This window comes from Mixta sp. Marseille-Q2659 (assembly GCF_940807255.1).
Lineage (GTDB): Bacteria > Pseudomonadota > Gammaproteobacteria > Enterobacterales > Enterobacteriaceae > Mixta.
The window spans coordinates 68953-84539 of record NZ_CALNWY010000006.1; the positions used below are offsets into that span (position 1 = coordinate 68953).

13 protein-coding genes are annotated in these 15587 nt (G+C 55.0%); 2 read left to right on the plus strand and 11 right to left on the minus strand.

Features of this window, described 5'->3' with window-relative positions; genetic code table 11:
• Position 1: 1 nt before the first annotated feature.
• The 10 genes from rffA to trxA all read right to left on the minus strand — a co-directional run bounded on the left by rffA (position 2) and on the right by trxA (position 10571).
• A complete protein-coding gene (gene rffA / locus P3C52_RS06525; RefSeq protein ID WP_275554366.1) occupies positions 2 to 1132 on the minus strand; it encodes a dTDP-4-amino-4,6-dideoxygalactose transaminase in 1131 nt (376 codons plus the stop codon).
• Positions 1133 to 1136: 4 nt separating this feature from the next.
• The gene (gene rffC / locus P3C52_RS06530) at positions 1137 to 1829 is read right to left on the minus strand and encodes a dTDP-4-amino-4,6-dideoxy-D-galactose acyltransferase (protein WP_275554367.1); all 693 of its coding nucleotides are present in this window, start codon (positions 1827 to 1829) and stop codon (positions 1137 to 1139) included.
• The gene (gene rfbA / locus P3C52_RS06535; protein WP_275554368.1) at positions 1807 to 2688 is read right to left on the minus strand and encodes a glucose-1-phosphate thymidylyltransferase RfbA; all 882 of its coding nucleotides are present in this window, start codon (positions 2686 to 2688) and stop codon (positions 1807 to 1809) included. The genes rffC and rfbA overlap by 23 nt, the downstream gene beginning before the upstream one ends.
• 11 nt (positions 2689 to 2699) lie before the next feature.
• On the minus strand, positions 2700 to 3770 hold the full coding sequence (rffG, locus tag P3C52_RS06540) for a dTDP-glucose 4,6-dehydratase (protein ID WP_275554369.1): 1071 nt from the start codon (positions 3768 to 3770) through the stop codon (positions 2700 to 2702).
• Positions 3767 to 5026 (minus strand): UDP-N-acetyl-D-mannosamine dehydrogenase, encoded by a 1260-nt coding sequence (gene wecC / locus P3C52_RS06545; protein ID WP_275554370.1) that lies wholly within the window; start codon positions 5024 to 5026, stop codon positions 3767 to 3769. The genes rffG and wecC overlap by 4 nt, the downstream gene beginning before the upstream one ends.
• Positions 5023 to 6153 carry a UDP-N-acetylglucosamine 2-epimerase (non-hydrolyzing) gene (gene wecB / locus P3C52_RS06550; RefSeq protein WP_275554371.1) on the minus strand — a complete coding sequence of 377 codons (1131 nt, stop codon included), beginning with the start codon at positions 6151 to 6153 and terminating at the stop codon, positions 5023 to 5025. Before wecB ends, wecC begins: the two co-directional genes overlap by 4 nt.
• A 57-nt stretch (positions 6154 to 6210) precedes the next feature.
• Entirely contained in the window at positions 6211 to 7242 is a 1032-nt protein-coding gene (wzzE, locus tag P3C52_RS06555; RefSeq protein WP_275554372.1) for an ECA polysaccharide chain length modulation protein, read from the minus strand.
• Between the two features lie 27 nt (positions 7243 to 7269).
• Positions 7270 to 8352: a UDP-N-acetylglucosamine--undecaprenyl-phosphate N-acetylglucosaminephosphotransferase gene (gene wecA / locus P3C52_RS06560; protein ID WP_275554458.1), complete on the minus strand. Its 1083-nt coding sequence runs from the start codon at positions 8350 to 8352 to the stop codon at positions 7270 to 7272.
• Positions 8353 to 8643: 291 nt separating this feature from the next.
• A complete protein-coding gene (gene rho, locus P3C52_RS06565; protein WP_275554373.1) occupies positions 8644 to 9903 on the minus strand; it encodes a transcription termination factor Rho in 1260 nt (419 codons plus the stop codon).
• A 335-nt stretch (positions 9904 to 10238) separates the two neighbouring features.
• Positions 10239 to 10571: a thioredoxin TrxA gene (gene trxA, locus P3C52_RS06570; RefSeq protein WP_275554374.1), complete on the minus strand. Its 333-nt coding sequence runs from the start codon at positions 10569 to 10571 to the stop codon at positions 10239 to 10241.
• Positions 10572 to 10688: 117 nt separating this feature from the next.
• Here trxA and rhlB point away from each other — a divergent pair, with 117 nt between their 5' ends.
• Together rhlB and gppA are read left to right on the plus strand one after the other, a co-directional pair.
• Positions 10689 to 11981 (plus strand): ATP-dependent RNA helicase RhlB, encoded by a 1293-nt coding sequence (gene rhlB / locus P3C52_RS06575; RefSeq protein ID WP_275554375.1) that lies wholly within the window; start codon positions 10689 to 10691, stop codon positions 11979 to 11981.
• Positions 11982 to 11988: 7 nt separating this feature from the next.
• The gene (gppA, locus tag P3C52_RS06580; protein ID WP_275554376.1) at positions 11989 to 13473 is read left to right on the plus strand and encodes a guanosine-5'-triphosphate,3'-diphosphate diphosphatase; all 1485 of its coding nucleotides are present in this window, start codon (positions 11989 to 11991) and stop codon (positions 13471 to 13473) included.
• Between the two features lie 39 nt (positions 13474 to 13512).
• Here gppA and rep read toward each other — a convergent pair whose 3' ends face one another.
• Positions 13513 to 15537, minus strand: coding sequence for a DNA helicase Rep (gene rep, locus P3C52_RS06585; RefSeq protein WP_275554377.1), 2025 nt, complete (start codon positions 15535 to 15537; stop codon positions 13513 to 13515).
• Between the last annotated feature and the right edge of the window lie 50 nt (positions 15538 to 15587).

Sequence of the window (15587 nt, forward strand, 5' to 3'; positions counted from 1 at the left end):
ATCAGGAGAAGAAGCTCAGCAGAGAGTTGATAACGGTGCTTTGGTTATTCTCTGACAGGTTATAGAACAGCGGCAGGCGCAGCAGGCGCTCACTTTCGATGGTGGTATAACGATCTTCGCCATCAAAACGGCCAAACTGCTCGCCTGCCGGTGAGCTGTGCAGCGGAATGTAATGGAAAACCGCCAGAATTTCGGCCTCTTTCAGCCAGTTGATCAGCGCAGCCCGATCGTCCTGGTCGCGCAGCTTGATATAAAACATGTGCGCATTGTGCTGACAGTGCGGCGGAACGGATGGCAGCGCAATGCGACCGCTGGCGGCAATCGGCTGTAAGGCATCGTAATAACGCTGCCACAGATGCAGGCGCTGCTGGTTAATGCGTGTCGCCGCCTCCAACTGTGCCCATAAATAGGCCGCCTGCAAATCGGACATCAGGTAGCTGGAGCCAATATCGCGCCAGGTATATTTATCCACCTGGCCGCGGAAAAACTGGCTGCGGTTAGTGCCTTTTTCGCGAATGATCTCCGCACGTTCCACCAGCGCGCCATCATTAATCAGCGTCGCGCCGCCCTCGCCGCCAGCGGTGTAGTTTTTGGTTTCATGAAAGCTGAAGCAGCCAATATGTCCAATACTGCCCAGCGCGCGGCCTTTATAGGTGGACATTACGCCCTGCGCTGCATCTTCAACGACATAGAGCTTATACTTTTCCGCCAGCGCCATAATCACATCCATTTCGCAGGCCACGCCCGCATAATGAACCGGCACGATAGCGCGCGTTTTTTCAGTGATCGCCGCTTCGATACGGGTTTCATCAATGTTCAGCGTATCGGGACGCACATCAACAAAGACAATTTTTGCGCCGCGCAGTACAAACGCATTAGCGGTAGAAACAAAGGTATAGCTCGGCATAATCACTTCATCGCCGGGCTGAATATCGATCAGCAACGCCGCCATCTCCAGCGAGGCGGTGCAGGAAGGCGTCAGCAGGACCTTTTTGCTGCCGAAACGCTGCTCCATCCACTGCTGGCAGCGACGCGTAAAACCGCCGTCGCCGCACAGCTTGCCGCTGTTCATCGCCGACTGCATATATTCAACTTCGGTTCCCACCACCGGTGGCGCATTAAATGGAATCATGACGTTACCTGTATAGCCAGTAGGCGGTGCTGTTGATGGTGGCACCGCAACGAAGATAGAGCCGCATCGCGGCCAGGTTGCTGAGCTGAGTGGCCACGCGTAGCTGGCTCAGTCGTCGCGCGCGACACCAGTCCTGCGCCGCCAGCATCAGCCGCGTGCCGATACCCTGGCCCTGCGCCGTCGGTAGCGTAGCGAGCAGGCCGATACGCGCTTCGCCCACACCCAGTTCGCGCAGAGAGACAAAGCCCTGTAGCTTGCCCTGCTCATCATGAGCAATCAGACATTGATTATCGAAAGCGCCCAGTACCGCATTTTCGATCCACTGCGCGTAAAAACGCGCGCTGTCGTGCGACTGATACCAGGGCGCGCGGAATCGGCTGTAAGCAAAAGCGGCGCCTGCAGCGGACCGCAGCGCCGGAATATGCTCCGGGCGCGCAATGCGAATGCCCGACTGCCGCTCGCCTGTGGCAACCGCCAGCTGCAGATCCGCTTCGCCTTCTACCAGACGAAAGCCGATTTGCTGTAGCGCATCCAGCTGTGCTGCCTGCTGGCTATCGACTTTCGCCTGCACCAGGTCGAAATCGTCGAGCCGCGCTACATCGAGCGCAGCCGCATCATCCCATACCAGCTGGGCGCTATTTTTTTGAAAAAAATCATTTTCCCAGTCGAGGGGTTTAATACTGGCGTGGACGCGCATGAAGAATATCCAAAAGATATTGGCCGTAGCCGGTTTTTTGCAGCGCCTGCGCCGCGCGCCGCAGGCCGTCATCGTCGAGCCAGCCGTTGCGCCAGGCGATCTCTTCCAGACAGGCAATTTTAAAACCCTGCCGTTTTTCGACCGTCTGCACAAAGGTGCTGGCCTCGATCAGGCTGTCATGAGTGCCGGTATCAAGCCAGGCAAAACCGCGGCCCAGCAGCTCGACATTGAGTTCGCCCTGTTCCAGGTAACGCTGGTTAATAGAAGTAATCTCCAGTTCGCCGCGCGCCGAAGGCTTCACCTGACGAGCAAACTCCACCACCTGGCTGTCATAAAAGTAGAGGCCGGTTATTGCCCAGTTGGATTTTGGCTTGGTCGGTTTTTCTTCCAGCGAAATCGCCCGGAAATCGTCATCGAACTCCACCACGCCAAAGCGCTCCGGGTCCATAACCTGATAACCGAATACCGTTGCGCCCTGTTGACGTGCCGCAACTTTCCTGAGCTTTGGACTAAAGCCCTGGCCGAACCAGATATTATCACCCAGCGCCAGGCAGCTTGGTTCGCCATTCAGAAAGGTTTCACCAATAATAAAGGCCTGCGCCAGTCCATCCGGGCTGGGCTGGGCAGCGTATTCCAGCGTAATGCCGAACTCACTGCCGTTGCCTAGCAGCCGTTGGAAATGCGGCATATCATCCGGCGTGGTAATAATCAGGATTTCGCGGATGCCTGCCAGCATTAATACCGACAGGGGATAGTAAATCATTGGCTTATCATAGATGGGCAACAGCTGCTTCGATATGCCCCGCGTAATAGGGTGCAGCCGCGTGCCGGATCCACCGGCCAGGATAATACCTTTCATCGTTATCTGCCTCAGTGTGAGGAAAGCCCAAGCCGCTCGCCCTGATAGCTGCCGTCGAGAATGCTGCGCCACCAACTCTCATTCTCTAAATACCACTGCACCGTTTTTCGCAGGCCGCTTTCGAAGGTTTCCTGCGGACGCCAGCCCAGCTCTCGCTCGATTTTACCGGCGTCGATGGCGTAACGCATATCGTGGCCGGGACGATCGGTGACAAAGGTAATCAGGTCGCGAAAACGCGTAACGCCTTCAGGTTTCGCCGCCACCAGTTCGTCCAGCAGATCGCAAAGGGTTTCCACGACATCGATATTGCGCTGCTCGTTATGGCCGCCGATGTTATAGGTTTCTCCGGCTTTGCCTTCGGTAACGACGGTAACCAGCGCGCGCGCATGATCTTCAACATAGAGCCAGTCGCGGATCTGTCCGCCGTTGCCATATACCGGCAGCGGTTTGCCCGCCAGCGCGTTGATGATCATCAGCGGAATAAGTTTTTCCGGGAAATGGTACGGACCGTAGTTATTGGAGCAGTTGGTAACGATAACCGGCAGTCCGTAGGTGCGCATCCAGGCACGTACCAGATGGTCGCTGCTGGCTTTGCTGGCGGAATAAGGACTGCTGGGGGCGTAAGGCGTGGTTTCGGTGAAGAAATCGTCGCTGCCATGCAGATCGCCAAACACTTCATCAGTAGAAATATGGTGGAAAATAAACGCTGACTGACGCTCGACTGGCAGGCTGCGCCAGTAATGTCGTGCCGCTTCCAGCATCTGCCAGGTGCCGACAATATTGGTTTCGATAAATGGCCAGGAGCTGTCGATGGAGCGGTCAACATGGCTTTCCGCCGCCAGGTGCATAATGCAGTCCGGCTGGTACTGCGCCATCAGCCGATCCAGCGCGGCGCGATCGCAAATATCAACCTGTTCAAAAGCAAAGCGATCGCTGTCGGCAACCGGCGCCAGCGAGGAAAGATTACCGGCGTAGGTCAGCTTATCGACCACAACAACCCGATGTTCCGTCTGTTGAATAAGGTGACGTACCACCGCCGAACCGATAAAGCCCGCGCCGCCGGTAACCAGAAATTGCTTCATCGCCATACTCCTTTGGTATCTACAACCCAGCGCTGCGCGACCCGATCGCCGCTTACGGCTTTGAACGCATGATGATCAACCAGCATCACCAGCACATCAGCCTGCTGTAGCGCCTGCTCCTGTGAAACCAGCGTAGCTTCATGCGCCAGCTTTGCCGGAATGGCGTCTACGTTTGGCTCAACCACCCAGGTCGTGCCAGCGTGCCAGCCCGCCACCAGATGCGCCACTTCCATTGCCGGACTTTCTCTCAGGTCGTCAATATTGGGCTTAAACGCCAGACCAAAACAGGCGATAGTCAACTCGCTGGCGCGCTTGCCGGTCGCGGTCAAACAGTCGGCAACCGCCGCTTTTACCTGTTCCAGTACCCAGTGCGGCTTGGCGTCATTCACTTCGCGCGCGGTGCGGATCAGGCGCGCCAGTTCAGGATTCTGCGCCACAATAAACCAGGGATCGACCGCAATGCAGTGACCGCCAACGCCCGGGCCCGGCTGGAGAATATTGACGCGCGGATGACGGTTGGCCAGCGTAATCAGTTCCCACACGTTAATGCCCTGTTCAGCGCAGATTAGCGAGAGTTCATTAGCAAACGCGATATTGACGTCACGGAAGCTGTTTTCGGTGAGCTTGCACATTTCAGCGGTGCGGGCGTTTGTTACTACGCATTCGCCTTCAAGGAAGATGCGATACAGCTCGCAGGCACGTTCGGAACAGGCTGGCGTCATGCCGCCAATTACGCGATCGTTTTTTATCAACTCTACCATCACCTGACCTGGCAATACGCGCTCAGGACAATAGGCGATATGAATGTCGGGATTCTCCGCCTGCGGCGGAAACGCGAGATCGGGACGTGCTTCAGCCAGCCACTGCGCCATCTGCTCTGTGGCGCCCACCGGCGAGGTGGATTCCAGAATTACCAGGTCGCCCTTTTTCAGCACCGGCGCCAACGACAGCGCGGCCGCCTGCACATAGCTCATATCGGGCTGGTGATCGCCTTTAAACGGCGTCGGCACCGCAATCAGAAAGGCATCGGCTGCGACCGGCTGTGTGGCGGCGCGCAGAAAACCGTCCTGAACCGCCTGCTTGACGACCGTGTCCAGGTCCGGCTCAACGATATGAATTTCGCCGCGGTTGATGGCCTCTACCGCGCGCGCGTTAATATCAATGCCAACGACGTTTTGCCTGCGTGAAGCAAATGCCGCCGCGGTAGGCAGGCCAATATAGCCCAGGCCGATAACCGAAATAGTGTTAAAGCTCATAGGGTTACTCTGTGATTTTTTAGCGCCTGCAGAATGCGCGCGCAGGCATGGCCATCGCCATACGGATTATGCGCGCGGCTCATCGCCTGCCAGGCTTCTTCATTAGTTAGCAGATGGGTGACTTCCGCCACGATTTTCTGTTCATCGGTTCCCACTAAACGTACCGTTCCGGCTGCAACCGCTTCTGGTCGCTCAGTGGTTTCGCGCATCACCAGTACCGGTTTGCCGAGCGAAGGCGCTTCTTCCTGGATGCCGCCGGAGTCGGTAAGAATCAGCCACGCCCGGTGCATCAGCCAGACAAAGGGCAGATATTCCTGCGGCTCAATCAGAATAATATTGTCGATGCCGCTCAAAATACGGTTCACCGGCTCGCTCACGTTAGGATTCAGGTGAACCGGATAAACGATTTGTATATCAGGATGCTGGCGCGCCAGCGTTGCCAGCGCGCTACAAATACGCTCGAAGCCATCGCCAAAGCTTTCACGACGGTGTCCCGTGACCAGGATCAGCTTTTTCGTCTCATCAAGAAACGGATAGCGCGCCGCCAGGCTGTCATAGTGCTGGCGATCGGAAAGGATGCGGTCGCGCACCCAATACAGCGCGTCGATAACCGTATTGCCAGTCACGAATATCTGGCCGTCCGGCAGATTTTCGCGCAGCAGGTTTTGCCGGGAATTTTCGGTGGGCGTGAAATGCCAGGTGGCCAAATGGCCGGTCAGCTTACGGTTCGCCTCTTCCGGCCAGGGCGAATAGAGATCGCCGGTACGTAATCCCGCTTCAACGTGGCCTACCGGAATACGATGATAAAAAGCGGCCAGACTGGTCGCCAGCGTAGTCGTGGTATCACCATGCACCAAAACCACATCGGGACGAAAATCGGCAAATACGCCTTTCAGCCCTTCCAGAATACGGCTGGTAATCTCCGTCAGCCCCTGCTCCGGGCGCATGATATTCAGGTCGTAATCAGGCTGCAGCGTAAACAGACGCAGAACCTGATCGAGCATCTCGCGATGCTGGGCCGTCACACACAGGCGGACATCAAATGCGGCGTCGTTCGCCAGCGCATGAACCAGCGGCGCCATTTTGATAGCTTCCGGCCTCGTGCCAAAAACGGTAAGTACTTTCACTGTTTTTCTCTTCGTTCGTTAGCCGTGTCAGTCACAGCGACACCTGCAACGCGCGTATCAGGCACGAGGACGGCGAATGAGCGCGACGCCTGCGCCAACCAGCGCGCCAATGGCGCCCCACATAATCATCACAAACGTCCGGCGCGGACTATCGCGCTTGACCGGCTCTTCCGGGGTACGCAAATAGCGATAGGTCTGGAACTTCTGATCAAGCGTGGGACCGACATTTAACGTATCCAGCATGGCCCGATTTTGATCATAGTCCAGATCGTAAGTCGGCCCATTGGCTTCCAGGTTTTCCAGCCGGGCCTGCAGCATCGGCCGGCCAAGCAGGAACAGCTCAGAGTCAGGCAGCTGTTCCGACGGCGTGCTGGTTTTCACCTGGTCGATGCCCTGCTGTTGCGCAATCTTCAGCGCCTGTTCGACGCTGTGCCGCTGGCGCTGATAAACCGCATTGGCGACGGTTTCCTGCCGCTTAACCTGTGCCTTCATCTGAACGGTGCGCGCCGCCCAGGCAGCGGTCAGCTCCTGGTTTAAATGGCGGGCCGCGCGTTCGCTGGCGAAAGCCACGTACTGCCGCAGTAGGTTATTGGCATCCGCTGCGGTTTCCGCGACCAGCCTGACGCTGTCGCTCTGGTTCTTGGCATTATCCGCTGGGGTAAACTGAATATTGCTGACCATTTCGTCCAGCAAGGCCGCGTCTTTGCGCACGTTGCCGCTTTTACGATGTTTGTAGTAGTCAGTTTGCAGCCAGAATTCGCGACGCGTATCCCATGAAGATAGCTGCATAATAAATTCTTGATAAGCATCGTCCATCACCGAAGGCTGCGGCACCGCCAGCGCCGCGCCGCCGTTGCGCACGTCAAGGTTGCGTAAGAACTGCTGCTGCGAGTAATAGCTACCAATCATATTCACGGTAGGACGATCGGTTACCGCCGTCGTACTCCACTCCTGCTTAACCAGCAGCGACCACACCCAGGCCAGCAGCATGCCCAGCAGCGCCAGAGCAATAATCCAGCGTTTACCGCGCCACAGCGTACAAAACAGGCCGCGAATATCCAGTTCGTTATCCACGAAGTCAGAGGTCATAGGTAGGGTATCCTTTTCCAAAGGGCATTAGCCCGGAAGCTTATTCTTATTGGCGCGACGCAGGCGACGCTTGAAGCGTTTGATCATACGGGCTACGCGCCAGGCGCGTTTGATGCAGTAGCCATAGAGGATAAAAGCGAACAGAAACAGCAGCAGCATTACCCATTCAGGGATGAAGGCTAAGTATTCGCCCAGCACGCCCACGCCAGCCAGCAGCGCAGCGGCAAGCGTGATTAGCACAAATGCCTGTCGTGAAGTAAAACCGGCGCGCATGATCAAATGATGAATATGCTGGCGATCGGCGGAGAAGGGACTCATCCCTTTACGCAGACGGCGATACATAATGGCGACCATATCCATCAGCGGAATCGCGATCAGCCACAGCGCCGTCACCGGCGTAATGGGATGCGTTACGCCCTGCGTGGTTTCCAGCAGGATCCAGATAATGGTGAAGCCGATTAAGGTGCTGCCGGCATCGCCCATAAAGACTTTGTAGCGCTTACCGAAAACGCCAAGGTTAAGCAGGATGTAGGGAAGCGTGGCGGCAATCATGGCGAAACACCACATCGACAGGCTGTGCTGCCCGTCAAAGTAGAGAATGATGCCCATCGCGCCAAAGCTAACGCAGGAGAGACCGCCCAGCAGTCCGTCGATCCCGTCCACCATATTAAAGGCGTTGATCGCGGCCCATACGGCGAACAGCGTCAGCACATAGCCAAACGGGCCGACGACCAATTCCATCGGCCCAATAATATAGCCGAGGCTAAGCAGGTAAAGCTTGCCGACCACCATCATGACAATGGCGATCGCCGCCTGTACGACGGCGCGAATTTTGACACTAATGTCAAAACGGTCATCCAGCGCGCCAATTAACACCAGCACGCCCGCACAGATCAGATAAAGCGTCGCATGCGGCAAATAATAATTGGTAATCGCGAACGTGAAGCAGATACCGGCATAGACGGAAATGCCCCCGACCAGCGGGATCAGCCCCTGATGACGTTTACGATAGTTAGGTCGATCGACCAGGCCGACTTTTTTAGCTGCTTTACGAGCAAAAAAAATGAACGCCAGTGAAAACAGAAAAATTAGACCAAGCTCGGTACTCATGGTGAGTAAATTCACATTAACAGCTCTCAGCTAAGACACCGGGTAACTATAAGCAATTATTATGCCTGCCAGCCTGACTGACGTCGTGATAACACAATTTCGCCGCTCGACCGCTTGTTCTTTAAGCAAAAATGCCCGCTTTTAACGTGCTTTGCGGCTGATGACGCCTGACAGTCGCCTTATCCTATAGCCCCAAAATGAAAAACGCCACGTCTGAGCGTGGCGTTACCCGAGTTTTCTTACCGTTGTAATGAGCATTTAACTTTCATTGTTGCTCAACGGTAAAGAAAGTTACGAACGTTTCATCATGTCGAAGAATTCATCGTTGGTCTTGGTCATTGCCAACTTGTTAATGAGGAATTCCATTGCATCGATTTCACCCATTGGATGAATGATTTTGCGCAGGATCCACATTTTTTGCAGCTCTTCCTGAGAAGTGAGCAGCTCTTCTTTACGCGTACCGGAGCGGTTGTAGTCGATCGCCGGGAAGACACGTTTTTCCGCGATTTTACGTGCGAGATGCAGCTCCATGTTACCGGTGCCTTTAAACTCTTCGTAAATCACTTCGTCCATTTTCGAACCGGTATCAACCAGCGCGGTCGCGATGATGGTCAGGCTGCCGCCCTCTTCCACGTTACGCGCCGCACCGAAGAAACGCTTCGGACGATGCAGGGCGTTGGCATCCACACCACCGGTCAGAACTTTACCGGAAGCCGGTACTACGGTGTTGTAGGCGCGCGCCAGACGGGTGATGGAGTCGAGCAGAATGATGACATCCTTTTTATGCTCAACCAGACGCTTGGCCTTTTCGATCACCATTTCAGCAACCTGAACGTGACGGGAAGCCGGTTCGTCAAAGGTAGAAGCGACCACTTCGCCCTTCACCAGACGCTGCATCTCGGTTACTTCTTCCGGACGTTCGTCAATCAGCAGCACCATCAGCACGCAGTCAGGATGGTTGTAAGCGATGCTCTGCGCAATGTTTTGCAGTAGCATGGTTTTACCGGCTTTCGGCGGCGCAACAATCAGACCGCGCTGGCCGCGACCGATCGGCGAAGCCAGATCCAGTACGCGAGCAGTCAGATCTTCTGTGGAGCCGTTACCGCGCTCCATGCGCAGACGAGAGTTGGCATGCAGCGGCGTCAGGTTTTCAAACAGAATCTTACTGCGCGCATTTTCCGGTTTGTCGTAGTTGACCTCATTAACCTTCAACAGCGCAAAGTAACGCTCGCCCTCTTTCGGCGGACGAATTTTGCCTGAAATGGGGTCACCAGTGCGAAGGTTAAAACGGCGGATTTGGCTGGGAGAAACATAGATGTCGTCGGGACCGGCGAGGTAGGAGCTGTCTGCGGAGCGGAGGAAACCAAATCCGTCCTGCAATATCTCCAGTACGCCATCACCGAAAATATCCTCTCCGCTTTTCGCGTGTTGTTTGAGGATAGCGAAAATGATGTCCTGTTTGCGCATGCGCGCCAGGTTTTCCAGCCCCATGTTCTCGCCGAGAGTAATCAGCTCTGAAACCGGCGTATTTTTTAGTTCGGTAAGATTCATAATGGTGGGTTCTTAAACTCGGGGTATATCTCGAAAAGGTTGTCGTGAATGGTATGGCAAAGAAGGTCCATGCCCGTTAATGGCGCCGTTTTCGTGTCTGCTCGATGATCTTATGCGTGAATGCCGATCTGAAAACGAGGAGACGGTTGAAAACAGATACCGGAAATTGATGCTAACCGTCAGATTGTTGATGCACTGTGAAGAAAAAGCCAGCGTTCAACAAGGGAAACAAACTACAGGTAAGTTCGTAATGCAGTAGATTTAACTTAGCATGCTTCATGCTGGGCGTCTAGCGGTCTGGAAAAAATTACTCGACCGCCAGAGCCCGCAATGAATCAGCCCAGGTTCGCGTTCAGGAACTCTTTGAGCTGGCCTTTAGACAGCGCACCAACTTTAGTGGCTGCGACTTCACCATTCTTAAACAGCAGCAGCGTTGGGATGCCGCGAATACCGTATTTCGGCGCCGTTTCCGGGTTCTCATCGATATTCAGTTTGGCAATGGTCAGCTTACCGTCATACTCTTCTGCTACTTCGTCGAGGATCGGGGCGATCATTTTGCACGGACCACACCATTCTGCCCAGAAGTCCACCAGCGTCAAACCTTCGGCATTCAGCACGTCGGTTTCAAAGCTTTTGTCGGTTAGATGAACGATTTTATCGCTGCTCATGTCTTACTCCACAAGATTATGCCTGGCTGGTTGGCGTAAAATCTGCCAACGTAGGTTGACTTTATTTCACCGGATACGCTTTCGTAAAGCAATAGTAAGCTGATATTCTACCACACTATGAGCAAAACACACTTAACCGAACAGAAGTTTTCCGACTTCGCCCTGCACCCACAGGTTATCGAAGCCCTTGAAAAGAAAGGCTTCCATAATTGTACGCCGATCCAGGCGTTAGCATTACCCCTTACATTAGAAGGGCGCGATGTCGCAGGTCAGGCGCAAACCGGAACCGGCAAAACGATGGCGTTTCTGACGTCAACGTTCCATTATTTGCTTTCTCACCCGGCAGCCGAAGGCCGCCAGATTAATCAGCCGCGCGCGCTGATTATGGCACCGACCCGTGAACTGGCCGTACAAATTCATGCTGACGCCGAACCGCTGGCTGAAACGACCGGGCTGAAGATTGGCCTGGCTTACGGCGGCGACGGTTACGATAAACAGCTAAAAGTGCTGGAAAAAGGCGTCGACATTCTGGTGGGTACTACCGGCCGTCTGATCGATTACGCCAAACAAAACCATATTAATCTCGGCGCTATTCAGGTCGTGGTGCTGGATGAAGCCGATCGCATGTTCGATCTCGGCTTTATTAAAGATATTCGTTGGCTGTTCCGCCGGATGCCTGCCGCTAATCAGCGTTTAAGCATGCTGTTCTCCGCTACGCTTTCTTATCGCGTCCGCGAGTTGGCGTTTGAGCATATGAACAACGTCGAGCATATTGAAATCGAGCCGGATCAGAAAACGGGCCACCGCATTAAGGAGGAGCTGTTCTACCCTTCTAATGAAGAAAAGATGCGCCTGCTGCAAACGCTGATTGAAGAAGAGTGGCCGGATCGCGCCATCATTTTCGCCAATACCAAGCATCGCTGTGAAGACATCTGGGGCCATCTGGCGGCGGACGGCCATCGTGTCGGCTTGTTGACCGGCGACGTAGCGCAGAAAAAACGCCTGCGTATTCTGGAAGATTTTACCCGCGGCGACGTGGACATTCTGGTTGCGACCGATGTCGCAGCGCGCGGTCTGCATATCCCAGCGGTTACCCACGTCTTTAACTACGATCTGCCTGACGACTGCGAAGATTACGTACACCGGATTGGTCGTACCGGACGCGCTGGCGCCAGCGGCCACTCCATCAGCCTGGCCTGTGAAGAGTATGCGCTGAACCTGCCCGCTATCGAAGAGTATATCGGACATGGCATTCCGGTGAGCAAGTACAACAGCGACGCGCTGATGACAGACCTGCCGCCGCCGAAACGCCTGACGCGTAATCGTCCAGGCAGCGGCCCTCGTCGTGCAGCAGGCAATAATCGTCGCAGCGGCGCGCCGCGTAATAATAATCGTAAACGTTCGGGTTAATCACACCATGTTCAGCGCGTCGTCGCTTTATGCTGCAATTGATTTAGGTTCTAACAGCTTTCATATGTTAGTGGTGCGCGAGGTGGCTGGGAATATCCAGACTGTCGCGCGCATCAAGCGTAAAGTGCGGCTCGCCGCTGGCCTCAACAGCGCTGGCGAACTTTCTGACGAAGCGATGGAACGCGGTTTAGCGTGTCTTAAGCTTTTTTCAGAGCAGCTACAGGATATTCCCACCGATCAAATCCGCGTAGTGGCGACCGCCACGCTGCGGCTGGCCGTCAACGCCGACCGCTTCCTTAGTCAGGCAGAAAAGGTGCTGGGCTGTCCGGTCAATGTGATTAGCGGCGAAGAGGAAGCGCGCCTGATTTATCAGGGCGTGGCGCATACTACTGGCGGTTCAGATAAGCGTCTGGTGGTGGACATCGGCGGCGGCAGCACCGAGCTGGTGACCGGTGACGGCGCCCAGGCGACCGCATTATTTAGCCTGTCGATGGGCTGCGTGACCTGGCTGGAGCGCTATTTTGGCGATCGGCATTTAGGTAAGGCGAACTTTGATCGAGCGGAACAGGCAGCCCGAACCATTATCCAGCCTGTCGCCGAACGGCTGCGTGCCGAGGGCTGGCAGATTTGCGTAGGCGCTTCAGGCACCGTGCAGGCGCTGCAGGAAATCATGGTGGCGCAGGGCATGGACGAGCGTATTACGCTCAGCAAACTTCAGCAGTTAAAACAGCGCGCCATTCAGTGCGGCAAGCTGGAAGAACTGGAGATTGAAGGCCTGACGCTGGAGCGTGCGCTGGTTTTCCCCAGCGGGCTATCGATTCTGATCGCTATCTTTGAAGAACTGAATATCGACAGCATGACGCTGGCAGGCGGCGCCCTACGCGAAGGCCTGCTTTACGGCATGCTGCACTATCCGGTCGACCGCGATATTCGCAGCCGAACCATCCATAATATCCAGCGTCGTTTTATTATTGATGTCGAGCAGGCAGAGCGCGTACGCCAGCTGGCGGCCAGCTTTGCCCGCCAGGTGAGTCCGCACTGGAAACTCGATAACTACTGCCGCGAACTGCTGGAAAGCGCCTGTCTGATCCATGAAATCGGCCTGAGCGTCGATTTCCGGCTTGCCTCTCAGCATGCCGCCTATCTGGTACGTCATCTGGATCTGCCTGGCTTTACGCCCGCCCAGAAAAAGCTGCTGGCGACGCTGCTGCAAAACCAGAGTAACGGCATCGATTTAGCGCTATTGAATCAGCAAAACGCGGTACAACCGCGAATGGCGGAGCGGATGTGTCGATTGCTGCGCCTGGCGGTTATTTTCGCCAGCCGACGCCGCGACGATACGTTACCCGCGGTACGTCTGCATAGCGATGATGAAGCGCTACAGGTTGTGCTGCCGCCGGGCTGGTTGCAGGCGCACCCGCTGCGTGCAGAGATGCTGGAACAGGAAAGCCGCTGGCAATCCTATGTTCACTGGCCGCTTTCGGTCGTTTAGTTTGTGGGGCTGCATCGTTATCGACGCAGCCCAGCCTTCTCAGGCCCCTTTCTTTGCTTTATCCAGCATGGCACGCAGGCCAGCAACCCTGCTCTGCCCGGTTTTCATGCGCTCTTCGGCGCTAACCACTTTACGCTCGGTTTCCCATTGTAAATCGTCCTGCGGCAGCTCCAGCAAAAAGCGGCTTGGTTGCGGACGTACTGTCTCGCCATATTGCCGACGTTCACGGCACAGCGTAAAGGTGAGTTCTTTTTGCGCGCGGGTAATACCGACGTAAGCCAGACGGCGTTCTTCCTCAATATTATCTTCATCGATGCTGCTTTGATGCGGCAACAGCCCCTCTTCCATGCCGACCAGATAAACATAAGGGAACTCCAGCCCTTTCGAGGCATGCAGCGTCATTAGCTGAACCTGATCCAACTCTTCATCACTTTCGCCGCGCTCCATCATGTCGCGCAGCGTAAAGCGCGTAACCACTTGCGTTAAGGTCATCGGCTCGTCAATATCGCTGCCTTCGAGCATTTCCGTCATCCACTGAAACAGCGTATTGACGTTTTTCATGCGCATTTCAGCTGCTTTCGGACTGGCAGAGGTTTCAAACAGCCAGCTTTCATAATCAATGCCGCGAATCAGATCGCGCACCGCATTAATCGGCTCGCGCTCTGCCAGCTGGGCAATCTCCTGCAGCCAGCCGGTAAAACGCTGTAAGTTTTCCAGGCTGCGGCCGGTGAGCGTCTGGCCCAGTCCTAAATCGAAGCTGGCGCTAAAGAGACTTTTATTACGCTGGTTCGCCCATTCACCCAGCTTTTGCAGCGTTGCCGGACCGATCTCACGGCGCGGCGTATTAATGATACGCAAAAAGGCGCTGTCGTCGTCCGCATTGGTTAATACCCGCAGATAAGCCAGCAGATCCTTAATTTCGGGACGCGAAAAGAACGAGGTTCCGCCTGAAATACGGTATGGAATCCGGTTCTGCATCAGCATTTTTTCAAACACGCGCGATTGATGATTGCCGCGATAGAGAATGGCGTAATCTTTATACTGCGTTTTATTAATAAAGTGATGGGCGATCAGCTCGCCGGTAACGCGTTCCGCCTCATGATCCTCATGATTCGCCGTCAGCACCTTTAGCTCTGCCCCATAGCCTAGCTGGGAAAACAGGCGTTTCTCGAACACGTGCGGATTGTTGGCAATGAGGATATTCGCCGCTTTCAGAATCCGCTCGGTAGAACGATAGTTCTGCTCCAGCTTAATCACCTGCAGCGCGGGAAAATCCTCTTTCAACAGCACCAGGTTTTGCGGCCTTGCGCCACGCCAGGAATAGATAGACTGATCGTCATCACCTACCACAGTGAAACGCGCCCGTGCGCCCACCAGCAGCTTTACCAGCTCATACTGGCTGGTGTTGGTGTCCTGATACTCATCTACCAGCAAATAGCGGATACGCTGCTGCCAGCGTTCGCGCACTTCCTGATTGCGCTGCAACAGCAGCGTAGGCAACAGAATCAAATCATCAAAATCCAGCACATTGCAGGACTTCAGATGCCGATCGTACAGCGCGTAACAGTGAGCAAAAATACGATCGCGCTCCGACTGTGCCCGCTCCTGAGCATGGGCCGGATCGACCAGATCGTTTTTCCAGTTAGAGATCGTCGAGATAAGCTGTTGCAGCAGGTTTTTATCATTTTCGAGCCACTGCTCGGTTAAATCTTTCAGCAGCGCCAGCTGATCCTGATCGTCAAACAGGGAAAAGTTGGACTTCATGCCCAGCGCGGCATATTCGCGCTTAATAATTTCCAGCCCCAGCGTGTGAAAGGTGGAGATCATCAGGCCGCGCGCCTCTTTGCGCCCCAGCGTTTGCGCCACGCGCTCTTTCATTTCACGCGAGGCTTTGTTGGTAAAGGTAACAGCAGCGATATGACGCGCCTGATACCCACATTCACGAATCAGATGGGCAATTTTATTGGTAATGACGCGCGTCTTGCCGGAACCCGCGCCCGCCAGCACCAGGCAAGGGCCGGTGACAAATTCGACGGCTTGTTGTTGGCTGGGATTCAGACGCATAGAAGTACTCAGTGAAAAGAAGGAGGGTTAACTAACAGCGTGGTAGTATA